A 26,440-nucleotide genomic window follows, 5' to 3' on the forward strand; every position below is an offset into this window, starting at 1 on the left:
GGCTGCCGGGCGACCAGTGCGCGCCCGGCAGCCCTTTTTTACCGATCGCATGGGTTCTGCCGGTCGCGCTGCGCCGGAGCGGCTTTGCCGTGCCTGCTAGGCTCAGATGACCGCAGTCCAACATTTCAAAATTGGGAACACGGCCAATGTGCCGATTAGAGAGGAGCTGACAATGACCAGGCAGCAGACCAACTTTCCAATGGTGAACACAAATCGTCGCCGATTCCTGAGTGCCTCGGTAGCCAGCGCCGCTTTCGGAAGCGGTCTGCTGGCGAGCTTGAACGAGGGGCGAGCGCAGTCGGACGATGTCATTCCGATCGGACAAATGGCTTCACTGACCGGGCCCTTGGCGGTCGACGGCATAGAACACAAGCATGGGCTCGAGATGGCCTGCGAAGAGATCAATGCCGCCGGAGGCATCCTCGGTAAGAAGCTGGCGCCGGTGACCGTCGACAGCAAAAATCAGACGGCCGAAGAGGTCACAGCGGCCGCTCGCTTGCTCATCGATCGCCACGGCGTTCATGCCATCATCAACGGCTACAACGTAGGCGCCAACCAGGCAGAATATGACCCGGTGGCCGATGCCGGCATCATATACATCCACTACAACACATCCATCGGCCATCACGAGACGTTCAAGAGCGACCCTCAGCGCTACTTCGGCATCTTCATGGCTGACCCGGCAGAATACTACTATGGCGTTGGCCTCCCGGTGATGCTCGACCAGATCCGCAAGGCGGGTGTGTGGAAGCCCCAAAACAACAAGATCGCTCTGGTCACGGGCTCGCTGCCCTATTCAATCGTCATCTCGAACGCAATTCGCGAGACCGCACCCAAATACGGGTTCGAAGTTTCGTTCGAGGAGGTGGTCCCCGTTCCAACGACCGAATGGGGCTCGGTGCTGAACAAGGTCCGCGCCGATCCGCCAGCCGTCATTGCCAACACGCATTTCTTCCCGGGCGATCTCGCCCAGTGCCAGGTTCAGTTCCTGCAGCAGCCGACAAACAGTTTGTTCTATTACCAGTATGGCCCGTTGCTGAAGGCGTTCTCCGACATCGCCGGCGAAGCGGCGCGAGGCGTGTTGACCTCGACTGTCATCGGCATCCTGCCGGACGACATCGGCAACTCGTTCCGCAAAGGATACTGGGCTAAATTCGGAGAAAAGGCCGAGGCGGACCCGGGTGCTTCGACCTACTCCGAGACTTACCACTACGCTGTCGCGGCAGCGCTTGCCGGCGGAACCGGTGAGCCGGGAAATGCCGACCAGAACCGTAAGATCGCAACGAACCTGCAGCGCTTCGTATACCGGGCACCGTTCGGCGTTCTGCGCTACGACCCAAGCGTCAACGCAGCGATTCCATATCCGACCGTTTCCTCCGATCCGTCAATCGCCATGCCGCATCTGCTTTACCAGATCAAGGATCCGAAAGCTGAGGTGCCGAAAAAGCTGATCTATCCGCAACCATACAACGAGGCCAATTTCGAACTTCCGCCGTGGTTCAAGTAGGCGCTCGTCGTCCTAGAAGTTGAACGCGCCGCCGGAAGGTAGACAGCCATGGATGTCTTGAGGGACGTACTGCTCAGCGCACTCACCTTGGGTGCACTTTATGCTGCCAGCTCGGTCGCCTTGTCGTTGATCTGGGGCAGCATCGGGATGCTCAACCTTGCCCACGGCGCCTACCTTGCGGTAGGCGCCTACGGGTCCTTGCTATTGGTGAACGCGCTCGGATTTCCGTGGTGGGCTGGCATTCTTGGCGGAGTGGCGGGCGGAATGCTCATGGGGCTCGTCACGCACCTTTTCCTGGTGCGGTGGGTTTTCGCGAAACCAAATTTCGAGATCAACATCATCATCTTGACGATGGCCCTTTCGACCATCGTCATCGACCTGATCAACAACCTGATCGGCCCAACCTCCGCCCGCCAGCCTTTCAACCTGGATGGCCGCATAGACATAGGAGGGTCAGGCATAGCCTATCAGACCCTGCTGATCATTGGCGGCTGCGCCGTCATGATCTTCGGACTGCAACTGGTGATCAAGAAAACCGAGCTCGGCAGGGCGATCCGGGCAGTTTCACAGGAGCCGACGGCGGCGCGGCTGAATGGAATTCCGCTTCAGCTGGTGGTCCTCAAAGTAATGCTGCTTGCCGGGCTGGTCGCAGGGGCGTCCGGTGTGCTTTTGACGGCGTTCACCACAGTCTATCCCACGGTCGGCTTCGACCCGCTTCTCAAGGCGCTGATCATCTGTGTGGTCGGTGGGTTGGGCAGCATCCCGGGAGCACTGAGCGCCGCGTTCCTGCTGGCCCTCGTGGAGGTGGTCGTCCAATACGCCGTAGGAACGAAATGGGGTTTTCCGGCACTTTTGGTCTCCGTCGTTTTTGCTCTGATCATTCGTCCCGATGGCCTTTTCGGGCACCGCATCCAGGTCAGGAACTGACCAAATGTCTCGAGATCGGCTCCAAACGGACATTCTGATCGCGATAGCAGTCTTTGCAGGGCTGGCATTGCTTCCGCTTGTCGCCCCCGGCAGCTATGTGCTCGGGCAGGCCACCCTATTCGCGATATGGGCGGCGGTCGTGACGCAGTGGAATTTGGTCCTCGGTGTCGCCGGGATCCTGTCGATAGGACAAATGGCTCTGTTTGCAGCAGGTGGGTATGCGGTCGCGCTGCTGGGGCTTTACTTTTCGATCTCGCCTTGGTGGTCGCTGCCAATTGCCGGCCTGGCAGGAACGGCAGTCAGCCTTCTGATGGGAGGAGCAACGCTGAGGCTCAGAGGCGCGTATGTCGTCGTCGTGACGCTGGCCGTCGCGATGGTCATATATCAACTCATCGTCACAGATGTTGCCTGTTTCCGCAAAGTCGAGATCGCCTGCTATTCGCTGACCGGTGGCGCGAGGGGACTGTCGCGGTTTGGCGATTTCGGCTTTACCAAGCTGGTCGGTTACAAACATGTGGCGACCGCCGAGTATATGCTCGCACTTGCCTGTCTCGCCCTGGGGACGCTCGTCGCCATCGTGATTGTCCGCAGCCCTTACGGTAGGGCCTTTCAGGCGATGCGCGACAACGAAGTGTGTGCGGCCGCGCGCGGCATCGACGTTGCAAAATATCAGCTGGTCGTATTCGCGGTCGCCGGCTTTTTCACCGGCCTCGCAGGCGGCGTTTACGCAGGCACGATGAAGACCTTCGGGCCACAGGTGCTGGAATTGCCGACACTGCTCTTTTTATTGTCAATGATGATCGTCGGAGGGCGCGGACGTATCTGGGGTCCGATCCTGGGGACCATCGCATTGGCGACCATCGATGAATCGTTCCGCGATCTTGCGCAGTGGCGAAACACGGCCTTTGCCGTGGTCTTGATGGTCGTGTTGGTTTTCGCGCCAGAGGGGCTGGCCGGTCGCCTTGGCCGGTTCTCGAGGGTTTGGACGCCCCTGGTCGACAGTCTGACGGGTATGCGCAATCGCAGGTCAGTACGATCATGACACAATCAATCAACGAGGCGCCTATACTGCGAGTGGAAGGTTTGACCAAGCGCTACGGCGCCATGGCCGCCGTAAGCGATCTGACCTTCCATGTACGGCAGGGCGAGGTTCTTGGCATCGGTGGCCCGAACGGCGCTGGCAAGACCACCCTTTTTGACACCATCTCCGGCGTTTCAAAGCCGACAAACGGCCGGATCGTATTTGACGGGCACGAAATTTCTGACCGATCGGCGCCGGAAATCTGTCATCTCGGCATTGCCCGAACGTTTCAGCTCAACGCTGTCTTCGACACCATGACGGTCCGCGAGAATCTGGAGAGCTGCGCATATTTCGGCACGCGAAACCGGATCATTCCATCAATCCGGTTCGATAGAGCTTCCAAGGTGCAAGCCGACGAGGCGATGGAGGTCACCGGTCTCCAGGAAGCGGCCAATACGACCGCCTCGGCTCTGTCGGTCTTGCAGAGAAAACTTCTGATGACCGCCTGTGCCATCGCCAGCCGCCCCAAGCTGTTGCTGCTCGACGAGCCTGTCGGTGGTCTGAACGCGCGGGAAATTGACCTTTGTGCCGCCGTTTTTTGCCGTTTGCGCGACTTCCATGGAATCACGATCGTCCTGATCGAGCACGTCATGAGCTTCATGACCGCGATCGCTGACAATGTGCTAATCCTGCATCACGGCCGCAAGCTCTATCAGGGCCCCGCGAGCGGGCTCGCCGAGGACGAGCAGGTGGTCGAGGTCTATCTCGGATCCGCAGGCGCGCGAGCTGTCAGGGCAGCCGACGGAGAAGCTTTGAGATGGCGGTTCTCGAGATAGAAAGACTGTCGGCCTCCTATGGCGGCGGCGACGTAATCGAAGACGTTTCGCTGCGCATTCCCCAAGGAGAAGTCTTTGGCTTGGTGGGACCGAATGGCCACGGCAAAACCACCCTTCTGCGAGCGATCTCGGGGCTTTTGCCGCGACAGCGTGGAATAGTCCGTTTCGACGGACACGCAATCGACGGGCTGGCTGCCGAGAAAATTGCCCTGCGCGGCATCGTGCATGTGCCGCAGGGTGATCTGGTTTACAAGGACATGTCGGTTTTTGAGAACCTACTCGTTGGGGGCTACACCAACCCCTTGCCGGGACAGACCAGGTCGCGGCTGGATCTCGTCTACGAACTGTTTCCCAAGCTGAAGGAACGATCGGGGCAGACGGCCAATTCGCTGTCGGGCGGGGAGCGGCGCATGCTAGGCATCGGGCGCGGTCTGATGATGGCCGAGGCGAAATTGCTCATGCTGGACGAGCCGTCGCTTGGCCTCGCGCCGATCATCATCGAGGCCATCTACGAGGCAATCCACAGATTGCGCCAAATGGGACTGTCGATCCTCATCGTAGAAGAGAATGTGAACCGCATCGCCTCGGTGGCCGACTGTCTAAGCATGATGAGCCACGGGCATATCGTCTGGAGCGGCGACCCTGGCGAACTGAGCAGTCGGCGGGAGTTGATGGAGACTTATTTGGGAGTCTGAGCGGCTCGTGAACAGCGGACCCAGCGCCGCAATTCGGCATCTTGCGAGACCCGGAGGGAGGATTTCAATGGCCGATCAATTGAGCGCTGTCACGCAACGAAATCACGCCATGCGCCGACTGTCCGCGGCAGTCCTGATCAATATTGCCATGGGCGCGATCTATGCTTGGGGCGTCTTCCTGCTGCCCCTGCAGGGTTACCTCGAAATTTCCCGGACGGAGTTGAGTTCCGTTCCAACGGTTGCCTTGATCTGCTTCACGGCAGGCATGGCCTGGCATGATCGCCTGCTTCAGGCACTGGGTGGCATGAACCTCTCCGTCGTCGCATTTGCGCTCGCGGGAGGCGGGTTTTTCTTGTTTGCGGCAATGCCTTGCTACTGGTCACTGCTTGTTGGCTATGGCGGTCTCTTTGGCGTGGGTTCGGGCTTGGGGTATGGGCTGGCCCTTGCGCTCGTGTCGACCTTTTCGCCGCAGAAACGACCGCTAGCCATCGGCGTTGCGATGGCGGCATTTGCATCGAGCGGCATTGTGATGCCGTTTGCATTGGCCAACAGGGTCGAGCCTCGCAACGTGGCCTTCGTCTTCGGCTGCCTGGCCATGGCGATACTGGCGACCGGAATAAGCGCCACCGCTCTTCTTGGCGAGGGACACGCGAACCGATCAGGCTTTGAAAGCAGTCGCAAATCACCAGCTTCTGCCATCGCCTCAGATTGCACCTTTCTCAAGCTGGCACTAATTTTTCTCTGTATCTGCCTTGTAGGGTTGATGACGGTTTCGCAATTGGCTGGGATACTGTCGTCTCTCGGCATGGATGGCATTGTCAGCTACGGCCTCTCGATTCTGACATCTGGCTACCTCGCCGGTTCGCTGTTCGGAGGCCAGGCGGTGCGACGGCTGGGCGGCAGAAATGCGCTCCTTCTCGCGAATGCCATGACGGCTGCCGGGCTCGCATTCCTTTATGGGGGAACGCCATCGTTTGGGATGCTGGGCGCCGCCTGCGTTGGTGTCGCATTCGGCTCTTCCGCGTCGCTGATGCCGACACTGGTTGGTGAGCTATATGGCGCTGAAAAAATTGGAGAAATCTACGGCAGGCTGATAGTTTCCTATGGAATTGCCGGGCTGGTCGCGCCTTGGGGGTCAGGGGTTCTCTACGACGCTTTCGGCGGCTATCGGGTAGCCATCCTGGTGGGTATGGCCGCCTGCGCTGTTTCGGCGGTCCTTACGTTGAACCTTAAAACGTCACGGTGAATGCGCGGGCAGGTTCGCCAGCTTGCCGGGTTGGGAGCGTCTGGATGCCGGCGCGTCCCATCGAAGGCATAGCGCCGAGTTTAAAAAGTCTATAACTCTATTGACGAGTTTATGCGGGATGCGATACTTTCGGTTGGTCGATCCCGGACCCTAGGCGCCGTTGATGACGCCGTTGCGAGGTGGCACAAATGACTCTTCCCGATCAGGCTCAGGTCGTCATCGTCGGTGGCGGTATCATTGGGGTCAGCATCGCGTATCACCTGACCAAGCTCGGATGGCGTGATGTGGTGCTGCTCGAGCGAGGCCAACTGACCTGCGGCACGACGTGGCATGCAGCTGGATTGGTCATGCAACTGCGCACCACTCACACCATGACCGAACTCTGCCGCTACGGAACACGCCTGTTCGACGAGTTGAAAAGCGAGACAGGTCAGGACACCGGCTTTCGCCGCACAGGCAGTCTGCCAATCGCCCGAACGGCAGATCGCTTGATTGAGATCTCCCGCCTCGTGTCGCTTGGGAAGAGCTTCGGCGTGGAAGCGCATATGTTGTCGCCGCGAGAGGTCAAGCAACGCTACCCACTGCTTGACGAGAGTCACATCGTCGGAGGCGCCTTCATTCCAGGTGACGGTCAAACCAATCCCGTCGATTCGACCCAGGCGCTGGCGAAGGGCGCCCGCAACGGCGGAGCCCAGATCTTCGAAAACGTCTCCGTTACCGGCTTCGAGATCGAAAAGGATAGGATCAAGGGCGTCGTTACAGACCAGGGCACGGTCAGATGCCAGGTGGCTGTCCTGTGCGCAGGCGCCTGGTCGCGTGACCTTGGCAGGCTGGCGGGGGTCAACGTGCCGCTCTACGCGGCCGAGCATATGTACGTGACCACGCAAGCTGATGCGGCGATACCAAGGGATCTGCCCGTTTTGCGCGATACCGATGGCTATCTCTACATCAAGGAGGACGCCGGAAAGCTCTTGGTCGGCGCCTTCGAGCCGCTCGCGAAATCGCTGCCGATGGCGAGCCTGCCCGACAGGTTCGAGTTCGGTGAGCTGCCCGAGGATTGGGCACAGTTCGAATTGCCCATGTCAAAGGCAATGGAAGTGGTTCCACTCCTGCAATCCGTCGGCATCCGTCACTTCATGAATGGACCCGAGAGCTTCACTCCCGACAACAAGTTCATCCTCGGTGAAGCGCCGGAAGTCAGGGGGTTTTATGTCGCCGCAGGCTTCAACTCGCAAGGTATTCTCAGCGCAGCCGGCGTCGGCAAAGCGCTCTCGGAATGGATCGTCGCCGGCGAGCCTACAATCGACCTGTCCGAGGTAGACATCGCGCGCTTTCACACCTTCCAGGGCAACCGCAAGTATCTGCACGAGCGCATTTCCGAAAGCCTTGGGCTCTTGTATGCCATGCACTGGCCGCACCGTCAGTTCGAGACGGCGCGGCCGGTTCGTGAGACGCCGCTGTTTGCGCGGCTCAAGGCTCGGAACGCGGTGTTTGGGACGGCGGCAGGCTGGGAGAGGGCCAACTGGTTTGCCCCTGAGGGCAGCCCTGCCGAATACGTTTATTCCTATGGAAGGCAGAATTGGTTTGAAGTCGTCGGCGAAGAACACCGCGCGGCGCGCGAAGCGGTGGCACTGTTTGATCTGTCTTCATTCGGCAAGACCTTCATAGAAGGACCAGATGCGGAAGGCGAGCTCCAGCGGATCTGCGCCAACGACATGGCGGTCGCCACCAACAAGATCGTCTATACGCAAATGCTGAATTCGCGCGGCGGCATCGTTGCAGACGTCACATTCACCCGGCTTTCCAAAGATCGGTACATGATGGTGACAGCTGCCGCGAGCCAGGCCCAGGACATGAACTGGGTGAAGCGCAATCTGCGGGAAGAAGCTCGTGTTACAGTTACCGATGTGACATCAGGCTTTGCAGTTCTGTCAGTCATGGGCCCACGTTCGCGCCAGCTTCTTGAGGCGGTGTCAAGCGCCGATTTCTCTAATGAGGCGTTCCCGTTCGGCACCGCGCAGGAAATCGAAATCGGCTATGCGAAAGCATACGCCCTGCGGGTGACTTACGTCGGCGAGCTCGGGTGGGAGATCTACCTGCCAACGGAGTTTGCTGGGCCAGTCTTCGACTTACTGGTCAAGGAGGGGGAGCATGTGGGTCTTCGCCTGGCTGGCTATCATGCGCTGGATTCGCTGCGCAGTGAGAAAGGCTATCGCCATTTCGGCCATGACGTGACGCCCGGCGACACGCCATTGGAAGCAGGTCTTGGTTTCGCGGTGTCTTTCAGGAAGGACAGCGACTTCATCGGTCGTGCCGCGCTGGAAAGGCAGAAGGCCAAAGGGGTCAAGCGGCGCGTGGTGTTCCTGCGCCTGGAAGATGCCGGACCCATTCTTTTGCATGACGAGCCAATCTTGCGTGATGGCAAGATCGTGGGAAGGACAACCTCCGCCGCCTATGGGTATTCACTCGGCAGCTCGGTGGCTCAAGGTTATGTGGACTTGCCTGGCCCCGACTGGAAGCCGTGGCTTTCTGAGGGGTGCTTCGAAGTCGAGCTCGCGGGCATTCGCCACAGAGCCATCTGCCAGGCGCGGCCTTTTTACGATCCCGACAACACGCGCCTTCGCCTGTAGGCAACCCGCTTCGAGCGTTATTCTCCGCAGCTGCATCGCTGAAGAAGCGTTACAATCACCATCAGCAGACATAAGCGCAGCGGTCTGGCATAACATGGTCTTCCGGCGATGAACGTTCTTGACGATTGCGAGGCGCGCGCGGACCAAGCACCTCATGCTCCAGTCGCCGCGCGCTTTCGCTCTCGCGGAACAGGTGAGGTCGGCGCAACCTGCAAAGACACGATAAGGTTGCGTCTGCTTCTACTGCCCGGCTTCTCGCATCTTAGTCTGTCTTCCTTCGTCGACCCCCTGCGCTGCGCCAATGCGGTGACGCACGACAGGCTTTTCGAATGGCAAACCTTTGGCCTCAGAGGCAGCCCCGTTGCGAGCTCGAGCGGGATAGCCGTCGAAGTAGGCGCGAACCTTGACAGCTGCGAAGATGAGCGGAAATCCGCCCTTGTGCTTTTTGGCGGCGATCACATCGAAGGTCAATCTTCGCGGCGACTGATCGCATTCTTGCGCAGGCAAGCCCGCAGCAACGTGGCAATCTATGCCATAGGTACGGCGGCTTGGCTGTTGGCGGAAGCGGGGGTTCTTCGCGACGGAGTCCGACGCACCATCCACTGGACCAAGCTGGCTGCGCTGTCGGAGACGTTCCAGGACGAGACCGCGGAGGACGCCTTGTTTGTACGTGATGGGAACATCACAACGTGCGCGGGCGAGTTCGCTGCGTTCGATCTTGCAGCAGAGATCGTGGAGAATCGGTTCGGAAGCGATCTCGCACACCGGATCTGCGAGCGCTTGATCGCCGACAGATGGCGAAGCGGAGAAAGTTGCCAGTCGATACCTTTAGGCCTGAGGTTCACGGGGGCAGCGGTCAAGCTGCTCCAAGTGGTCAATCTGATGGAGAAAAACACCGAAGATCCGCTCCCGCTCGACGAAATGGCCCGCAGGGCATCGCTGTCGCGACGCCAAGTCGAGCGCCTCTTCGAAAAGCACCTGAACACCACGCCACGTAGATACTACATGTCGATCCGGCTAGAGAAAGCAAAGCAGCTTCTCGAAACAACCAATATGCCGATCCTCGATATCGCCGTGGCCTGTGGATACCTCTCCTCGTCGCATTTCACCAAGAGCTTCAAGGACCATTTCCGCACGCTGCCGAGCAGACTTCGGGCGACGATGATGGGGCGCAGCATCCCGACCTGACCAGCAACACCGCCTAGGAGGCGCAATCAGACCTCGGGCAAGCTCTCCTTCAGGTTGGTCTCGATCCAAGTCCGGAAGGCAGATAAGTTTCGCTCGCGCCAGCGCTTAGGCAACGCTCGAATGTAATAGCCGCCGAGCCTGACATCGGTTGCGAAAAGTTCCACCAGGCGCCCGGCAGCAATGTCAGCGCCGGCGTTCAATGGCGTCGCCAAGGCAACGCCCTGACCAGCGAGGGCAGCGTCAAGTCCAAGATTGGCGTTCCAGAGCCTGGGACCTGCAAGGAGATGGCCGGGATCGTGCCCGATTGCCTTGAACCATGCCAGCCATTGCTGCCGGTCTTCCTCATGGATCAAGGGTACGCGGGAAAGATCTCCCGGCGAGCGCACGCCCGGATTGTCTGCCACCCAGATAGGGCTGGCTACCGGGAACATCCTGGGATGGGCAATCGCGACAGCATCTGAGGGAAGCTCGTCGAGATCGCCAAAACCGATCATGACATCCGCCTCCGATTGTTCAAGGTTCGGCGCCTTGTCCGAGGCGCGCAGCACGATTTCGACCTGTGGCATCAAGCTCTCTATCTGTGAGAGCCGCGGCGTAAGCCATCTGGTGGCGAGGCCCGGCATGCACCAGATACGCAGAGTGCCTTTCCGAGTGGCGGCGCGCAGATTATCCGCTGCACCACAGATCAGATTGAAAGCCTGCGATACGGCGCTTTCGAATTGTTGCCCGTCGTGAGTAAGCGAAATCCCTCGTGGGCCAGCCAGAACGAGTTTCGTCCCGAGCCATGCCTCAAGGTTCTTGACGTGCCGGCTGATCACGGTGTGGCTCAATCCGATGTCCTGCCCTGCCTTGCGCATGCTGCCGGTGCGCGCCGCCGCCTCGAAGGCCCTTACCATTGCAAGCGGCGGAAGGCGCGTTGCTGGTCGATGGATGGGGCGCATGGCAATCAGATCCAAACCTTAATTCGATTGACGTTCGGCCGGCAATCTTGGCACCCACATGGGTACAAAATAGCACCGCTCTGGGCAAGATAATCAGATACCTGGCAACCTGCGCGGCGTCGTAATCTTCGCCGAGATTTTCATTCCCAGGAGTGCCAGATGACGAGCAACACTTCGCTGCAGCAAAGGCGATTGTCAGCCGTGCCACGCGGTGTTGGAAACGCATTTCCAATTTTTGCCGATCGCGCCGAGGGCTCAGAGGTTTGGGACGTTGAAGGCAGGCGCTATATCGATTTCGCCGGGGGCATCGCTGTCCTAAATACCGGCCACCGGCACCCCAAAGTTCTTGCCGCGGTTCGCGAGCAACTCGACAAATATACCCATACCGCTTTTCAGGTGCTGCCCTACGAACCCTATATCGAACTTGCTGAGCGGCTCAATGAGCTTGCGCCTTTCCATGGCGATGCCAAGACCATCCTGTTCTCCACCGGGGCAGAGGCGGTCGAGAACGCCATCAAGATCGCCAAGGCGCATACCGGCCGTTCAGGTGTCATTGCCTTCACGGGAGCATTCCACGGCCGCACGATGCTTGCGATGTCGCTGACCGGCAAGGTGGCGCCCTATCGCAAAAAGTTCGGGCCCGGTGTCGCAGGCGTTTACCATGTGCCCTTTCCAGCACCAGAGCACGGCGTGTCTGTTGCAGAGACGTTGCGTGCTTTGGAGTTTCTCTTCCGCGCCGATATCGAACCCAGTGAGGTTGCCGCCATTATCATCGAGCCGGTACAGGGCGAAGGCGGTTTCCATCCTGCCCCGAACGAGCTTCTCGAAGAGCTGCGCAGGATTTGCGATCAGCACGGCATCGTGCTGATAGCCGATGAGGTTCAGACAGGCTTTGCGCGCACGGGCAAGATGTTCGGCATCGAAAACACCACCATCGAACCGGACCTGATCACCGTGGCGAAGTCGCTGGCCGGAGGCTTTCCGCTGTCGGCCGTGGTGGGCAAGGCTGCTATCATGGACGCAGCCGAGGCCGGTGGGTTGGGGGGCACCTATGCTGGTAGCCCCGTTGCCTGCGCGGCAGCGCTCGCCGTCCTCGACGTGATCTTTGAGGAGAAGCTGGTCGAGCGCGCCAATGTGGTCGGGGCAAAGATCAAGGCGGCTGTAAGCCGCGCCGCCCAGCGCAATGACACAGTGGCGATCGCCGGTCTGCGCGGGCCGGGCGCGATGGTGGCCTTCGATATCGTCAAGTCGCGAGGCGGCAGCGAGCCGAACGCGGATGCCACCAAGCGAGTGGTCCAGGCAGCGATTGCTGATGGGCTGGTTTTGCTTTCCTGCGGCGTGCACGGCAACACCATCCGCATCCTGGTGCCGCTCAACGTCTCCGACGCCGTACTGGAGGAGGGGCTTGCCAGGCTGGAGCGAGCGCTGGCTGTAGCCAACGTGTAGGACGCCTATGTTGGACCGATTGAATAAGGACCTGCTGAAGTCCCAGGCGTTTTTGAACGGACAGTTTGTCGGTACCGGAGAACTTCCAGTCTTCAACCCGGCAACGGGGGAAATGATTGGCCTGGTGCCGAATTTCGGCGCGGAGGAAGCAGCCGCTGCCGTTGAGGCGGCGGCAGCCGCATTTCGCCCTTGGGCCGGGCTCACAGGCAAGGAGCGTGGCAAAATCCTGAACCGCTGGTACGACCTCATCATTGCCAACCGCGCCGATCTTGCCGCCATCCTTACCGGTGAGCAGGGCAAGCCCTTGGACGAAGCTCTGGGTGAGATCGACTATGCGGCATCTTATGTCGAATTCTACGCCGAAGAAGCTAAACGCGTCGCAGGCGAGATATTGTCGTCTCATCGTGTCGATGCGAGGCTGTTCGTGTTGCGCCAGCCGATCGGTGTGGTCGCCGCAATAACCCCGTGGAACTTCCCGGCGGCCATGATCACCCGAAAGGTCGCGCCAGCTCTGGCCGCTGGCTGTCCGGTGGTGGTGAAGCCAGCGCCCGAAACGCCGCTGACAGCCCTTGCGCTTGCCGAGCTTGCCAGCCGTGCCGGGTTTCCGGCCGGCGTCTTCAATGTCATCACTGGTGACGCCGTCGCCATAGGTGGCGTCCTTACCTCGCATCCCAAAGTGCGCGTGGTCGGTTTCACCGGCTCGACCGAGATCGGCAAGCTGTTGGCTCGTCAGTCGACAGGGACGTTGAAGAAAGTTGCCTTGGAGCTTGGCGGGAATGCTCCCTTCATCGTCTTCGACGACGCCGACCTCGATGCGGCGGTCACCGGCGCAATCCAGTCGAAATTCCGCAACATGGGTCAGACCTGTGTCTGCACAAATCGGATCTATGTACAGTCGGGCATACACGATGCGTTCGTGGAACGACTTGTCGACGGGGTCAAAGAACTCATCGTCGGCGATGGCTTCGACAAGGGCGTCACTCAAGGGCCTCTCATCACCGAGGAGGCTGTACTGAAGGTTGAGTGCCACATTGCCGATGCTGTGGCCCAGGGTGCAGTGGTGAAGCTTGGCGGCAAGCGACATGCGCGCGGCCGGACATTCTTTGAGCCGACCGTGCTGACCGGTATGACCGATGTGATGGCAGTGGCTCGAGAAGAGACCTTCGGGCCAGTGGCAGCGGTGTTCAGCTTCGAGCACGAAGATGAAGTGATTGAAGCTGCCAACGCTGCCGAAACCGGTCTTGCCGCCTATTTCTATTCACGCGACGCGTCTCGAATCTTCCGAGTGATGGAGCGACTGGAATATGGCATGGTCGGCGTCAACACCGGCTTGATCTCGACCGAACTGGCTCCTTTCGGTGGAATCAAGGAAAGCGGCAATTCCCGCGAGGGCTCGCATCACGGCATGGCGGAATTCCTGGAATTGAAATACGCCTGCCTAGCCGTTTCCCTGTAGGAGGTGCCTTGCGTGCGTGGCGGGCCTCCGCCGGGTGGCGCCGTCACCCCGCAGAATTCTTTCACAGCCTGACGGGACGATCCTCTGGGAGGATCCAAAAGGCGGGTGTTCGTTTGGCGATATGTAATCGTTGACATCGATCACATCTCCGTGTTGTATACGTTAACATGTCTCCTTATGGGCACCTCGGTGGCCGCTGGCCTCGGCGGACCCTGGTCCTCACGGCATGTAACGTCCCCATTTTGGGGACATCCGGATTTACCTTGGGTGCCACCGGACACCCCGCGAAGGGGAGAGAGAAACATGAAGAAATTGATTATCGGAGCTGCGGCGATGGTCCTCGGCGCGACGCCCGCATTGGCTGGCGACATTGGCGTGGCCATTTCTCACACGGACTCGTTTCTGGCCGTGATGGTAGAGGGAATGAAGAGCGAGGCAGCCAAGACCAATCAGTCGCTGCAGATCGAGTTTGCCGAAGCGGATGTGAACAAGCAGCTGTCGCAAATTCAGAATTTCATCGCGGCGAAGGTGGACGCCATTATTGTGAACGTGGTTGAGAGTTCCGTTTCGCCGACGATTACAAAGATGGCAGCCGATGCGGGCATTCCTCTGGTCTATGTCAACAACACCCCCGATGATCTTCAGGTCCTTGGTCCCAAGGCGGCGTTTATCGGATCTGCCGAGATCGAGGCAGGAACGATTGAGACAAAAGAGATTTGCCGTACCCTGAAGGAACAGGGAAAGACGCAGGACGCAGGAATTCTTATCATTCAAGGTCTTTTGGCCCAGCACGCCGCAGTTATGCGCACCAAGGCCATTCACGATGTTATTGCCACGCCCGATTGCAACTTCATGAAGGTCATCGACGAGCAGACCGCGAACTGGGATCCGGTCAAGGCTCAGGACTTGATGAGCAATTGGATTACGGCTGGCTACAAGCCGGCGGCAGTTATCGCCAACAACGACGAAATGGCTCTCGGCGCGATCAATTCCATGAAGGCTGCCGGCTGGGATATGAAGGACGTCGTTGTCGGCGGCATCGATGCCACCCAGGAAGCCATGCACTATATGCAAAGTGGTGATCTCGACGTCAGCGTCTTCCAGGATGCTATCGGCCAGGGTGCGGGTTCGGTGGATGCGGCTATCAAACTTGCCAAGGGCGAGAAGGTCCCATCGCCGGTGTGGATTCCTTTCGAGCTCGTGAACCCCGCCAACGTAGAGAAGTACCTGAGCAAGAACTAAAACTTGGAATGAAGGAACGCGGCAGCCGATCCCGTTGCGTCTAATGGGACGTCTGCGGCTAGCCAACCTGATCGGTAGTGACGTCGCGCGCCGCCTTTCGCGGGCTGCGCGCGACGTCGCCACGGCACTGAGTTGCATGGCTTTGAGGTCGCCGGACCTGTCGCGCAAACAGTAGCTTGATGCACGGCGTCGGTGAGGCCTGCGCCCAAGACGGGTTCCAACGAGCTAGCGGTCCTCGTGGCGGAGGGGTATCCGTGCCTCAAGCCGATGCTCGAAGCTTCAGCTGAAATGGCAAAATGAGACTTGCGCCTTTATCCTGCGGCGAGGGCGAGCCGATCAGATTGGCGATCGCCGGTCCAAAGTCGGCGGCCGACACTTGCACGGTGGACAACCAAGGAGCCAGCCAGTCGTTCATCCTGTTGTCGTCAAAACCAAAAATGACGAGATCTCGCGGTATATCGAGGCCGTGCTCCAGCGCCGCGCGGTGTAAGCCGTAGGCGATCATGTCGTTACCGCAAAATACTGCATAACGCCGGCGGCGGCCGCTGAGGAGCTTCTGGCCACATTGGTAACCACCCTCCATCGTGAACGGGCTTTCAAGCTGGAACGCCGGCTTCCTCTTCCCCAGGCCGGCCAGGAAACCGTCCAGGCGCTCGCTGCTGCCGGAATAGTGCTGGGGTCCAGAGATAACCCCGCAGTTTGCATAGCCTTGCTCGATGAAGTATCGGCCAACCGAGAGGCCAGCAGCGTAGTTGTCGACCCCAACGTAAGGCGCAACCATGCCCAGGGGTGGACGGCGGTTTACAAAAATAATGTTTTCCTGACGCGCAGCCATTGTACGAAGCTGAGGCGTGTCTATCGCGCCTTGCAAGATAATGGCCCTGGCCCGAAGCCCATGGGCGTCCGTCAGCAGGCGATCCTGCTGATCGGGATCTTCAGCGGAGTTGGCCAGTACCATGGACAGTTCGAATTTCTTCAACGCCTGCTCTACGGATGCAGCAACGTCAGTCGTGAACGTGTTGGTGGCATCTGGAACCACCATGACGACAACGCGACTTCGCGCAAGCCTGAGCGATCGTCCAATCTCGGATGGCGTGTACCCGAGCGTTTCCGCAGCCTTGCGGACGTTTTCGAGTGTTTCTGGAGCCAAGGCGCTGGCTTTGCCTCCAAAGTACCGAGATACCGTTGCGGTAGAAACGCCCGAAAGCCGCGCGACATCGTGAACTGTAGGTGGTTTCGACATTTCCGGCCTATTTGTGGATTCTTAAATGACGCCCGCAAATTGGCGACATCCAAATACGTTGATAGCGACGACGCGCGTTTGCGCCACGGCGGGAATCTCCTTAGCGGCACGTATTTGAATGCGGTCGAGGGATGACGTCAACGACCCATCCAGAGTCTTGCGGGTTACCGAAATGATAACGTTGACATAATGGACGCAAACGTTAACATTGCAGAAGCGGGCGACATGGGGCGGCCCGGTCGCGACGATCGCCAGCGCTTGGGAGTCGACACCCTGGCTCGGCGGCCTGCGGGCATGGGAGGCTTGCTCAATGGTGCGGTTTGGAATTCTGGGCTGCGGAAGAATTGGCCAGGTCCATGCAAAATCCATTCAGCGCATAGCGGACGCCAGGCTTGTCGCAGTCGCGGATGTTTCGCCCGAAGCAGCGCGCTCCAGCGGCGAACGTTTTGGGGCAGAGGTGAGGAAGGTAGCGGACATTGTTTCCGCTTCCGACATCGATGCCGTTGTCATAGCGACATCAACCGACACGCATTACGATATGATCCGCTCGGCAGTTGGCGGTCGTAAGGCAATCTTCTGCGAAAAAGCAGTAGATCTTTCCTCGGGGAAGGTTCGCATCTGCATCAAGATGGTCGAAGATGCCGGCGTTCCGTTCATGACCGCCTTCAACCAGCGCTTCGACCCGCATTTTGGCGCGCTCCAACGCCGCGTTGCCGACGGCGAAATCGGAGATGTCGAGACAGTTTCCATAATTTCTCGTGATCCCGGCCCACCGCCAGTATCTTATTTGAAGGCATCAGGTGGTCTGTTCCGCGACATGATGATCCATGACCTCGACATGGCCCGGTTCGTGCTCGCAGAAGAACCGACAAAGGTGTTTGCTGTCGGATCAACTTTGGTGGATCCTGCGATAAAAGACGTCGGCGACGTCGATACGGCCGCGGTCATACTCACAACGGCTTCTGGCAAGATCTGTCAGATCAGCAATTCACGCAGAGCGACCTACGGATATGACAAACGGCTGGAGGTGCATGGCTCCAAGGGCATGCTGCGCGCGGCCAACCTGCTGGAAAATTCGATCGAAAGCGCCACCAGCAGGGGCTTCACCGTCGCGAAGGCGCAAGCGTTCTTCCTTGAGCGATTCGATGCTGCATACCTTGCCGAACTCCAGCACTTCGTCGAGGCGCTCCTTGCAGGCCGAAAGCCGAGGCCGGATGTGCACGACGGCTTGAGAGCCCAGCTGATTGCCGATGCCGCCACGCAGTCTCGGCTGGAAGGGCGCCCGATCGAAATACCGGTGTGACCGGTATGAGGTTCGGTCACAAAGCACCAGCCAAGCTAGGGGGGACCGCAGATGAAAATGGGCATCATAGGACTCGGGCGCGTCGCGGAGCTGCATGTCCAGGCATTGAAGCAGATTGGTCCCGACATATTCGCCGGTGGGTGGAACCGCTCGTCCTCACGGGCCAACGAGTTCTGCAGCCGTTTCGGCGGCTTCGTCTACCCCAGCCTCGATGAGTTGCTGGCGGACAAGGCTATCGACGCCGTGCTTATTGCCACAAGCACGGCTTCCCATTTCGAGTTCGCCAAGCGCGCACTCATCGCAGGCAAGCATGTCCTGTTGGAAAAGCCGCTTTGCGAAAAGCCCTCACAGATCCGCCAACTCGCCGAGATCGCAAGCGCCAATAGCCGCGTCTGCATGCCATCCCATAACTATGTCTATGCCGAGACCATGCGCCGCCTACACGCCCACATTCATAGTGGCCGGCTCGGCAAGATCGTCAACTACTGGACGATTTACAACAAGCGGCATGATGCCTCCATCGGCGCGCCCGATCTGACGATGCGCGAGCTGATGGTGCACCATGCCTACTGCATGCTCTATTTTCTTGGCCGCCCCGAGCACGTCTATGCAACGGGGACAAGCGTGCATTTCAAAGATCCCACCGCACACGATCAGCTTATGATCACAGCAGAGTATCCGGATGGTAAAATCGCAAATCTCTGGGGCAGCTTCGCTGCGGATGATCGCAGTCGCGAGCCATGGTCTTGCTACTTCAAGGTCATCGGCATGGAGGGCAGTGGAGTTGTCCCTTGGGATGTCACAAAGTTCGGTGAGCCCGTCTTGCCTTTTTGGGATGACGCGACCTACTGGGACAGTTTCGTGCAGGTGCAGAGCTATTTCGTGAACGAGTGCTTCGCAAAGGGGCGACAGCCGCTGTCGACTCTCGAAGATGCCTACGACGCTGCGGTAATGCTGGATGCAGCCCGGCTGTCGCTGGTCAAAAAGCGGCGGATCAAAGTCAGCTACGCCTGATATGTCAACTGGTGCATCCCGTTACGCGCCAGTTTGCGGAACGGAGGAACCTGCCGTCACTGCCAAGGTGGGCGTCACGTTAGAAAGCATTGATGCCGACGGCGCTTGGTCGAGGGACTGGACCGGTGTTCGGGTGTCATTGTCGTTGATCGGCGATTTGGAGGATCTGGTTATGTCAAGACGTTGGAAAGTGCGCCCCCAGAACGCCAACTGGGGTGACTTTGGCGAAGACGACCAGGTTGGTCGGCTGAACCTCATCACACCCGAGTGCCGGCGCAACGCAGCCAAGGAAGTGATTGAAGGCCGGGCGTTTTGCCTCAGCGTTCCACTTGATCTGCCAGGGGGGAACCTGCTTGTTTCAAACAGGCTTCCTCCCACGCGCACGATCGCCAAGAAGGACGGACGGCCTTTCGTAAACTTCCCGTTCTGCTGCGACAATCCCGATTGGAACGACATCGGCAGCGATGACGCCGTAACGCTCTACACGCAATATTCGACGCAATGGGATGCGCTTGGACATATCGGCTACGAGTTCGATGCCGACGCCGATGGTGTCGCAGAGGTTATTTACTACAACGGATATCGAGGCGGTCACGATATCGTGGGGCCGGATGCCAAAGGCGGTGCTGGGGCCCGTCGACTCGGCATCGAGAACATGGCCGAAACCTGCGTGCAGGGCCGCGGTGTGATGGTGGACCTCTTTTCCCGGTTCGGAGCAGATCGCAAATTCGTCGGCTATGATGATCTGATGCAGATCCTGGACCAGGACAAGGTCACGGTTGAGAAGGGTGACATGCTTTGCATTCACACCGGATGGAGCACGGCGGTGGTCGATCGCAAGGACAATCTGGACGTTCAACTGCTCCACGAATCCCACTGTGTGCTGGATGGCTCGGACGAGCGCCTGCTCAAGTGGATAGACGCAAGTGGGATTTCAGCGCTGATTGCCGACAACTTTGCCGTCGAAGGCTTCCAGACGAGCAGCGCAGATGGCAGCGAGCGGTTCCCGGCATTGCCGCTTCATCGTCGTTGCATCGTCGAACTTGGCATTCACCTGGGCGAGCTGTGGCTTCTTTCACCGCTGAACGCCTGGCTCAAGGCACATGGCCGGTCCCGGTTCCTACTGACCGCTCCGCCGCTCAGGATGCCTGGTTCGTTCGGCTCGCCGCTCACGCCTGTCGCCACGGTTTGAAAAAATCTTCCGGGCTTGGTTGCCTCGGATAGGGCCTTTCCGCTCACCGCTTGCGAAGCGCGCAGCGCCTGCTTCCATGCGTGCATTGCAGCAAATGTAATCGTTGACATAGCCCTGTCTGTGTGATGTATACGTTTACACGGCTCTCGCTGGCCAACATCGCCCGAGGACGTGTCGCTGAAAAAATCCGATCGCTGCAGGCGATCGCGCCCGGAAAGACAGGGGACTGGTATTGGAAAAGCTAAACGTTGCGTTGATCGGCACGGGGTTCATGGGAAAGGCGCATTCCATCGCCACGGCGGTGGTGCCGATGCTGTTCGGAGCGCCGGTGGAGATCGAGCGCCGGGTGATCGTCGACGTCGAGGAAAAGCTCGCCAAGGACGCCGCCAAAAATTACGGATTTTCCGAGTACAGCACCAACTGGCGCGCGGTCGTGGAGCGCCCCGACATCGACATCGTTGATATCTGCACGCCGAATGATACCCATGCCGCAATCGCCATCGCGGCAGCCAAGGCCGGCAAGCACGTCATGTGCGAGAAGCCGATGGCGATGAGTGTGGCCGAGGCAGAAGAAATGTTGGCGGCTGCCAAGAAGACCGGCGTTGTGACGATGGTCTCCTACAATTACCGGCACACTCCCGCCCTCCAGATGGCCAAGCGGCTGATTGACGAGGGCCGCATCGGCAAATTGCTGACGTTCCGCGGCTATTATCTTCAGGACTGGGGCGCGGATCCCAAGGCACCGCTCTCCTGGCGATTCAACAAGGCAAAGGCGGGGTCAGGTACGCTTGGTGACATTGGCACTCATGTCATCGACGCGGCCAGGCTGCTTGTTGGCGAAGTTGACGAGGTCAACTCGATCGTGAAGACCTTTGTGCAGGAGCGCCCCCTGCCGGCGGGTCATTTCTTCGGCCAGCGGGGCGAGGCTTCCAAGGAAATGGGCAAGGTGGATGTCGATGATCATGCGCTGACGATGATCAAGTTCACCAACGGCGTCTTCGGCACGATCGAAGTCACCCGTAATGCCTATGGCCACCATAACCAGCTCGGCTTCGAAATCGCTGGCACGCGCGGCACGATCGCGTTCGACTACCAGCGTCTCAATGAGTTGCGGGTTGCGTTTGCCGATGACCCCAAGGATGCCTTTGGTTTCCGCACTATCTATTCGGGACCCAACCAGCCTTATGGCGATCTGCTTTGGCCGGTCGCCGGCATGGGCCAGGGCTACATCGATATCAAGTCGATCGAGTGGTACAACTTTCTCAAGGCCATCGCAGAAAAGAAGCCGGCCGCGCCGAACTTCGAAGATGGCGTGCAGATCGAGCGCATAGCAGAGGCAATCCTCGCCTCGGGTGAAAGCGGCGCCTGGGAAAAGGTGCCGCGGCAGGCGGCCTAGCATTCAAGAATAAGCGAAGCATCGGCCTGCACGGTACGCGCGGGCGGCTCCGAGATGGAGGACATCAAATGACGATCAAGCTCGCCATGCATACATGGCCCTATGCGAGCAATCCCACCTGGCTGCCAGCCTACACGCTCGAAGAGACCATAAAGCGTGTCAAGAAGATCGGCTATGACGCAATCGAGATCGGCGCGGCCAGCCCGCACGTGTTTCCCCCGACACTGAGCAAGCAGCGCCGGGAAGATATCGCACAGATGCTTAAGGATTACGACATGGCCCTGGCTGCAATGCTGCCGGCCCATGGCGGCGGCCCGGGCAACAACGTAGCCTCGCCGATACCAGAAGAGCGTCGATGGGCAATCGATCACTATAAGGAGGTGGCCCAGCTCACTGCCGATTGGGGCGGTAAGCGGCTGATCTGCCTGCCGGGGTGGTATATCTTCGGCACGACCTACAAGCAGGCCTGGGACTGGGCCGCTGCCGCAATTCGCGAGATTGCCAGGTTTTCAAGCGACCTTGGCGTCGAGATCGTTATCGAGCCCACGCCCGAAGACAGCAACATCGTCAACACATGCGACGACACGATTGACATGATGAAGGACGTTGGCGAGTCGAACGTGCGCCTGATGTTCGACAGCCATCACGTCATCACCGAAAAGGAGGTGATGAGCGACTACGTTTATGCCATGGGCAAGGATCTGGTCCACATCCATGCCTCTGACAACAATCGTCTTCCGCCAGGCAAGGGGCGGGGCGACTTTCCAGCATTGATCCAGGCTTTGCATGAGACCGGCTTCGACGGCTACCTGTCGATGGAGTGCGGCTTCCATCAGCGAGGGATCGAGCCGGACTGGGTCGCACGCGTATCCCTGGAATATCTCAAGCCGCTTGTCGATGCCGCCAACAGGTCGGCCAAAAAACCGAGCGGTGAAGGTGTTTCGTCAGCAAATGTGTAGTCGCTGAGTGACCAGTCTGCCGCAATGACATTGCTGCTCGATCACCCGTGTAGCGCAATGCCGAATTGCTATGAGGTCGAGTGCGTAGAGATGACCAAGAAGCCTCCTACCATCCGCGACGTGGCACGCCTGTCAGGCGTGTCGACGGCCACGGTGTCGCGCTTCTTCTCCGGCAAGGAGAGCGTTATCGCGCCCGAGACAGTGGCAAGCGTGCGCACTGCGGCCCAAGCCCTTGGTTACACGCCCTCCGAGATCGGGCGTTCCTTGCGCCTGGCGCGCAGCAACGTCGTGATGATGCTGGTGCCGGATGCTACCAACCCGTTTACTGCCGACGTAGCGGCGTCTGTCGAGCAATCTCTCAACGGCATCGGGCTTTCGATGGTGCTCGCCAATGCCTCCGAGAATGCGGACCAGCAGGATCGTCTGCTCGCCGATGCGGAGGGACTGCGTGCGCGCGCTGTCATCCTTCAAGGCGCAATCGATACCCCTCGGCTGCGCGAGATGGCTCTGCGCCGCAACAACCTGATTTTTGTCAATCGTCGACCAGCCGAGGGCATTACCGCGCCATACGTTGGAATAGACAACTTCGCCGCGGGCGTTGCGGTCGGGCGCTATTTCTCCCAGCAAGGCTACCAGAACTACGTTGCCATCCATGGCCCGCGGCCGTTTTCGGGCAGCATTGAGCGTCTGGACGGCTTCCTCGAGGGGCTGGGAAACCCGAGCATTCTCCAGTTTGAAAGTTCTTACAAGATGGAAGCTGGTTACCACCAGGCTTTGAACTTTCTCGCTGACCGAAGCCGCCGGTATTCGGTGTTCTGCGGCAACGACATGATTGCCTACGGCGTCTATCGGGCCGCTGCAGAACTGAATGTTCGCGTGCCCGAAGACCTTGTCATCTTCGGCTTTGACGACAATCGACTGAATGAGTGGCTCGCCCCATGGCTGACGACGGTCAAAGTCCCTGCCTTTGATTTCGGGCCTGCGGTTGCGGCACTGATAGAAGGTCCCGGTAAAAATGGCCGGCGCCAAAGCGTGATCCTGCCATTCGAATTGAAGATACGTCGTTCAGCCTAGAAGAGACAGAATAGCCAGGGAAGGAATCCCTGACTATGCTCCAGAATGAACAGTTGGGAGGAGAGACAAAAATGAGAACGAGATTACCAGGAAGATATATTGAATTGGGAGCGATGCGTTGCCCTTTTACTCCAATGCTTCCCGCAGATGACAGGAAATAGTGGAATGGCAGAGTCTCCGCGGGTCTAAGACGCCTCGCGGCCATACTCGTCTCTCCCGGAGTTGGAAAGGCCGGTCATGCTTAGCCCATCCACGATCCAAGTTGTGCGCGACAGCCGTGCCGTCCCGGGCGCGCAATACCTTCTCGAGGTCACAGGTGTACGCAAGGAATTTCCTGGCGTGCTTGCTCTCGATAACGTCGAGCTGCGTCTGAGGCCCGGCACGGTTCACGCCCTGATGGGCGAGAACGGAGCCGGCAAATCCACGTTGATGAAAATCGTCGCCGGCATCTACACGCCTGACTCAGGCTCGTTCAAACTGCGCAACCAGGAAATTCGCCTCAGGTCGCCGCTAGACGCCTTGGAGAACGGAATTGCCATGATCCATCAGGAACTCAACCTGATGAATCCGATGACAGTTGCCGAAAACATATGGATTCGCCGCGAGCCGAGGACGTCCTTGGGATTCATCGATCACCGTGAACTTCGGCGCAGGACCGAGGCACTGTTTGGACAATTGAATATCCGCATCGATCCCGAAACCGAGGTCGGGACGCTGAGCGTGGCCAATCGCCAGATGGTCGAGATCGCCAAGGCGGTCTCCTACGAATCCGATGTCTTGATCATGGATGAGCCGACGTCGGCGCTAACGGAACGCGAAGTCGAGCATTTGTTTGAGATCATCCGCTCGCTCAAGGCCCAGGGCAAGGGCATCATCTACATAACGCACAAGATGAACGAGCTCTTCGAGATCGCCGACGAGGTTTCGGTGTTTCGCGACGGCAGATATATCGCGACGAAAGCCGCCGGCGAGCTGACGCGCGATGACATCATCCGCATGATGGTCGGTCGCGAGATTTCGCAGATGTTCCCCAAGGCGACCGTGCCGATCGGTGACGTCGTGCTGCGTGTGCGCGACCTTTCCTTGAAAGGTGTCTTCGAAGGCATCAGCTTCGATCTGAGGGCCGGCGAAATCCTCGGGATAGCTGGTCTTGTTGGGGCGGGCCGGTCCAACATCGCCGAGACGATATTCGGCGTCACGCCGGCAACGTCCGGTACGATCGAAATCGATGGCAAGTTGGTTTCGGTCGCCTCCCCGGCCATCGCGATGCGGCATGGCATGGCGTTCCTGACCGAGGACCGCAAGGAGACGGGTTGCTTCCTGCTCCTGGACATCCAGGAAAACGCTCAGGCGGCGGCGCTGTGCAGCGACTATGTCCGCTACGGTTTCGTGGAAGAAGCTCGGCTGTCACGCGATTGCGAAGCAATGACACAGGCGCTGCGCGTCAAGACGCCCGACATGGGCGAACCCATCTTGAACCTCTCTGGCGGCAATCAGCAGAAGGTCCTGATCGCTCGCTGGCTCCTGACGAAGCCCCGCATCCTGATCCTTGATGAGCCGACGCGCGGCATCGATGTGGGCGCCAAGGCGGAGATTCATCGAATGATCTCAGACCTGGCCGGGCAAGGCGTTGCGGTAATCATGATCTCCTCGGAGATGCCCGAGATCCTGGGAATGAGCGACCGCGTCATGACCGTTCGTCAGGGCCGCACGTCGGGCATCCTCGACCGCGCAGAAGCGAACCAGGTCAAGATAATGGAGATGGCAGCACAATGACTTTGATACAGAGCGCCACTTCCGTGGCCAAAGCTCCGAGGCGGCGAAAGCTTTCGAACGAAGTGTCGATCCTTGGCGTGCTCGTCGGGATCGCGCTGATCTTCGAGGTGCTTGGCTGGGTCTTTGTAGGGTCCTCGTTCCTGGCCAATCAGCAACGCCTCTCGATCATCATCCTGCAGGTCTCGGTCACCGGCATCATCGCGGTGGGAATGACCCAGGTCATAATCACCAGCGGCATCGATCTGTCGACAGGCTCGGTCGTTGGCCTTGCTGCCATGGTGGCGGCTTCGCTGGCGCAAGGGGCCACCGATAGCCGGGCCATTTATCCGGCGCTCACCGATCTTTTGCCAATATGGCCGATCCTGTCGGGGCTCCTTGTCGGCCTCCTGGTCGGTGTCATCAACGGACTTCTCGTTGCCAAGTCGAACATTCCGCCGTTCATCGCGACGCTGGGTACGATGGTGGCGGCACGAGGCCTGGCGAAATGGTACACGAATGGCCAGCCGATCGCACTGCTCACGCCCGAGTTCACCTGGCTTGGTCGAAGCTTCAACATACTAGGCTTTCCATTACCGCTACCGGTGGTGATTTTCCTCGTCGTTGCTGTGCTCGGCCACATTGCCCTGAGATACACGCGATACGGCAAGTTCACCTACGCCATTGGTGCCAACCCTCAGGCAGCGCGCGTGTCGGGCATCGATATCGGAGCCCATCTGATCAAGGTCTATGTTGTGTGCGGCCTGCTGTCGGGGCTTGCTGGTGTTGTGACCGCGGCACGAGCAGCCTCGGCGCAGGCCGCGATGGGTACCGGATATGAACTCGATGCCATCGCCGCGGCCGTGATTGGCGGTACCTCGCTTGCAGGGGGCGTCGGACGCATCACCGGCACCGTGATCGGCACCATCATCCTTGGCGTCATGATGTCAGGCTTCACCTTCCTCAAGGTGGGCTCGTATTACCAGGAGGTCATCAAGGGCGCGATCATCGTCCTGGCCGTTGCCATCGACCAGTATCGACGGTCGCGAAAGACCAGGGCCTAAGCCCTTCTACTGAACAATCATCGGTGAGGAACCAATGTCAGCTCTGCAACTGTCCCATGAGGAACTTCTGAAGGTGTATCGAACCATGCGGATGATCCGCCGGTTCGAGGAACGGGTAATGGCCGAGATGGCGACCGGCGACATTCCGGGCAACACCCATCTTTATGCCGGGCAGGAGGCAAGTGCCGTCGGCGTGTGCCTGCAGCTCCAGGAGGGCGACTACATCTCCTCCACCCATCGCGGCCATGGCCACTCGATTGCCAAGGGCGTCGACATCGACAGCATGATGGCGGAGCTGTTCGGCCGCG

The 26,440-nt window shown here is 59.2% G+C and carries 22 protein-coding genes; 20 read left to right on the forward strand and 2 right to left on the reverse strand.

Translation table 11 applies throughout. From position 1 onward, the window contains the following. Positions 1-172: 172 nt before the first annotated feature. From EN874_RS24610 to EN874_RS24645, 8 genes are all read left to right on the forward strand, one after another. Positions 173-1,507: an ABC transporter substrate-binding protein gene (locus tag EN874_RS24610; RefSeq protein WP_245513658.1), complete on the forward strand. Its 1,335-nt coding sequence runs from the start codon at positions 173-175 to the stop codon at positions 1,505-1,507. Positions 1,508-1,555: 48 nt separating this feature from the next. Next, positions 1,556-2,434 (forward strand): branched-chain amino acid ABC transporter permease, encoded by an 879-nt coding sequence (locus EN874_RS24615; RefSeq protein WP_127426757.1) that lies wholly within the window; start codon positions 1,556-1,558, stop codon positions 2,432-2,434. 4 nt (positions 2,435-2,438) lie between these two features. After that, the gene (locus EN874_RS24620; RefSeq protein WP_168247592.1) at positions 2,439-3,476 is read left to right on the forward strand and encodes a branched-chain amino acid ABC transporter permease; all 1,038 of its coding nucleotides are present in this window, start codon (positions 2,439-2,441) and stop codon (positions 3,474-3,476) included. 41 nt (positions 3,477-3,517) lie between these two features. Next, entirely contained in the window at positions 3,518-4,291 is a 774-nt protein-coding gene (locus EN874_RS24625; protein WP_210236004.1) for an ATP-binding cassette domain-containing protein, read from the forward strand. Further along, positions 4,273-4,986, forward strand: coding sequence for an ABC transporter ATP-binding protein (locus EN874_RS24630; RefSeq protein ID WP_127426760.1), 714 nt, complete (start codon positions 4,273-4,275; stop codon positions 4,984-4,986). The genes EN874_RS24625 and EN874_RS24630 overlap by 19 nt, the downstream gene beginning before the upstream one ends. A gap of 67 nt (positions 4,987-5,053) precedes the next feature. Beyond that, entirely contained in the window at positions 5,054-6,232 is a 1,179-nt protein-coding gene (locus EN874_RS24635; protein WP_127426761.1) for an MFS transporter, read from the forward strand. Positions 6,233-6,420: 188 nt separating this feature from the next. Continuing rightward, complete coding sequence (locus EN874_RS24640; RefSeq protein WP_127426762.1) at positions 6,421-8,862, forward strand: FAD-dependent oxidoreductase; 2,442 nt, start codon at positions 6,421-6,423, stop codon at positions 8,860-8,862. 108 nt (positions 8,863-8,970) lie between these two features. Then, a complete protein-coding gene (locus tag EN874_RS24645) occupies positions 8,971-10,050 on the forward strand; it encodes a GlxA family transcriptional regulator (protein WP_127426763.1) in 1,080 nt (359 codons plus the stop codon). A gap of 26 nt (positions 10,051-10,076) precedes the next feature. Here EN874_RS24645 and EN874_RS24650 read toward each other — a convergent pair whose 3' ends face one another. After that, the gene (locus tag EN874_RS24650) at positions 10,077-11,006 is read right to left on the reverse strand and encodes a LysR substrate-binding domain-containing protein (RefSeq protein ID WP_245513659.1); all 930 of its coding nucleotides are present in this window, start codon (positions 11,004-11,006) and stop codon (positions 10,077-10,079) included. A gap of 144 nt (positions 11,007-11,150) precedes the next feature. Between EN874_RS24650 and gabT the strand changes: the two genes are divergently transcribed. From gabT to EN874_RS24665, 3 genes are all read left to right on the forward strand, one after another. After that, positions 11,151-12,437 (forward strand): 4-aminobutyrate--2-oxoglutarate transaminase, encoded by a 1,287-nt coding sequence (gabT, locus tag EN874_RS24655; protein WP_127426764.1) that lies wholly within the window; start codon positions 11,151-11,153, stop codon positions 12,435-12,437. Positions 12,438-12,444: 7 nt separating this feature from the next. Next, positions 12,445-13,893 (forward strand): NAD-dependent succinate-semialdehyde dehydrogenase, encoded by a 1,449-nt coding sequence (locus EN874_RS24660; protein ID WP_127426765.1) that lies wholly within the window; start codon positions 12,445-12,447, stop codon positions 13,891-13,893. A 303-nt stretch (positions 13,894-14,196) separates the two neighbouring features. Then, positions 14,197-15,135 (forward strand): substrate-binding domain-containing protein, encoded by a 939-nt coding sequence (locus EN874_RS24665; protein WP_127426766.1) that lies wholly within the window; start codon positions 14,197-14,199, stop codon positions 15,133-15,135. A gap of 259 nt (positions 15,136-15,394) precedes the next feature. Here the strand turns inward: EN874_RS24665 and EN874_RS24670 are convergent, their stop codons facing one another. Further along, positions 15,395-16,378: a LacI family DNA-binding transcriptional regulator gene (locus EN874_RS24670; RefSeq protein ID WP_127426767.1), complete on the reverse strand. Its 984-nt coding sequence runs from the start codon at positions 16,376-16,378 to the stop codon at positions 15,395-15,397. A gap of 310 nt (positions 16,379-16,688) precedes the next feature. Between EN874_RS24670 and iolG the strand changes: the two genes are divergently transcribed. From iolG to EN874_RS24715, 9 genes are all read left to right on the forward strand, one after another. Continuing rightward, positions 16,689-17,681, forward strand: coding sequence for an inositol 2-dehydrogenase (gene iolG / locus EN874_RS24675; protein WP_127426768.1), 993 nt, complete (start codon positions 16,689-16,691; stop codon positions 17,679-17,681). 51 nt (positions 17,682-17,732) lie between these two features. Continuing rightward, entirely contained in the window at positions 17,733-18,695 is a 963-nt protein-coding gene (locus EN874_RS24680) for a Gfo/Idh/MocA family oxidoreductase (RefSeq protein ID WP_127426769.1), read from the forward strand. A 145-nt stretch (positions 18,696-18,840) separates the two neighbouring features. Beyond that, positions 18,841-19,887: a cyclase family protein gene (locus EN874_RS24685; protein ID WP_348631740.1), complete on the forward strand. Its 1,047-nt coding sequence runs from the start codon at positions 18,841-18,843 to the stop codon at positions 19,885-19,887. A gap of 232 nt (positions 19,888-20,119) precedes the next feature. Beyond that, positions 20,120-21,283 (forward strand): Gfo/Idh/MocA family oxidoreductase, encoded by a 1,164-nt coding sequence (locus EN874_RS24690; protein ID WP_127426770.1) that lies wholly within the window; start codon positions 20,120-20,122, stop codon positions 21,281-21,283. 68 nt (positions 21,284-21,351) lie between these two features. Then, positions 21,352-22,242 carry a sugar phosphate isomerase/epimerase family protein gene (locus EN874_RS24695; protein WP_127426771.1) on the forward strand — a complete coding sequence of 297 codons (891 nt, stop codon included), beginning with the start codon at positions 21,352-21,354 and terminating at the stop codon, positions 22,240-22,242. Positions 22,243-22,332: 90 nt separating this feature from the next. Further along, entirely contained in the window at positions 22,333-23,316 is a 984-nt protein-coding gene (locus EN874_RS24700; protein WP_127426772.1) for a LacI family DNA-binding transcriptional regulator, read from the forward strand. A 237-nt stretch (positions 23,317-23,553) separates the two neighbouring features. Continuing rightward, positions 23,554-25,092 carry a sugar ABC transporter ATP-binding protein gene (locus EN874_RS24705; protein WP_127426988.1) on the forward strand — a complete coding sequence of 513 codons (1,539 nt, stop codon included), beginning with the start codon at positions 23,554-23,556 and terminating at the stop codon, positions 25,090-25,092. After that, on the forward strand, positions 25,089-26,132 hold the full coding sequence (locus EN874_RS24710; RefSeq protein ID WP_127426773.1) for an ABC transporter permease: 1,044 nt from the start codon (positions 25,089-25,091) through the stop codon (positions 26,130-26,132). The genes EN874_RS24705 and EN874_RS24710 overlap by 4 nt, the downstream gene beginning before the upstream one ends. Positions 26,133-26,166: 34 nt before the next feature. Continuing rightward, the coding region (locus tag EN874_RS24715) for a thiamine pyrophosphate-dependent enzyme (protein WP_245513660.1) at positions 26,167-26,440 on the forward strand (274 nt) is incomplete at its 3' end.

It is taken from the genome of Mesorhizobium sp. M1D.F.Ca.ET.231.01.1.1, from assembly GCF_003999155.2.
Classification (GTDB): Bacteria; Pseudomonadota; Alphaproteobacteria; order Rhizobiales; family Rhizobiaceae; genus Mesorhizobium.

Excerpts from the sequence above, each read along its gene's own strand:
- EN874_RS24620 (WP_168247592.1), top strand. The coding sequence starts at position 2,439 with ATGTCTCGAGATCGGCTCCAAACGGACATTCTGATCGCGATAGCAGTC.
- EN874_RS24645 (WP_127426763.1), top strand. The coding sequence starts at position 8,971 with ATGAACGTTCTTGACGATTGCGAGGCGCGCGCGGACCAAGCACCTCAT.
- EN874_RS24660 (WP_127426765.1), top strand. The coding sequence starts at position 12,445 with ATGTTGGACCGATTGAATAAGGACCTGCTGAAGTCCCAGGCGTTTTTG.
- EN874_RS24670 (WP_127426767.1), bottom strand. The coding sequence starts at position 16,378 with ATGTCGAAACCACCTACAGTTCACGATGTCGCGCGGCTTTCGGGCGTT.
- EN874_RS24705 (WP_127426988.1), top strand. The coding sequence starts at position 23,554 with ATGCTTAGCCCATCCACGATCCAAGTTGTGCGCGACAGCCGTGCCGTC.
- iolG (WP_127426768.1), top strand. The coding sequence starts at position 16,689 with ATGGTGCGGTTTGGAATTCTGGGCTGCGGAAGAATTGGCCAGGTCCAT.
- EN874_RS24615 (WP_127426757.1), top strand. The coding sequence starts at position 1,556 with ATGGATGTCTTGAGGGACGTACTGCTCAGCGCACTCACCTTGGGTGCA.
- EN874_RS24610 (WP_245513658.1), top strand. The coding sequence starts at position 173 with ATGACCAGGCAGCAGACCAACTTTCCAATGGTGAACACAAATCGTCGC.
- EN874_RS24680 (WP_127426769.1), top strand. The coding sequence starts at position 17,733 with ATGAAAATGGGCATCATAGGACTCGGGCGCGTCGCGGAGCTGCATGTC.
- EN874_RS24710 (WP_127426773.1), top strand. The coding sequence starts at position 25,089 with ATGACTTTGATACAGAGCGCCACTTCCGTGGCCAAAGCTCCGAGGCGG.
- EN874_RS24630 (WP_127426760.1), top strand. The coding sequence starts at position 4,273 with ATGGCGGTTCTCGAGATAGAAAGACTGTCGGCCTCCTATGGCGGCGGC.
- EN874_RS24635 (WP_127426761.1), top strand. The coding sequence starts at position 5,054 with ATGGCCGATCAATTGAGCGCTGTCACGCAACGAAATCACGCCATGCGC.
- EN874_RS24695 (WP_127426771.1), top strand. The coding sequence starts at position 21,352 with ATGACGATCAAGCTCGCCATGCATACATGGCCCTATGCGAGCAATCCC.
- EN874_RS24665 (WP_127426766.1), top strand. The coding sequence starts at position 14,197 with ATGAAGAAATTGATTATCGGAGCTGCGGCGATGGTCCTCGGCGCGACG.
- gabT (WP_127426764.1), top strand. The coding sequence starts at position 11,151 with ATGACGAGCAACACTTCGCTGCAGCAAAGGCGATTGTCAGCCGTGCCA.
- EN874_RS24700 (WP_127426772.1), top strand. The coding sequence starts at position 22,333 with ATGACCAAGAAGCCTCCTACCATCCGCGACGTGGCACGCCTGTCAGGC.
- EN874_RS24640 (WP_127426762.1), top strand. The coding sequence starts at position 6,421 with ATGACTCTTCCCGATCAGGCTCAGGTCGTCATCGTCGGTGGCGGTATC.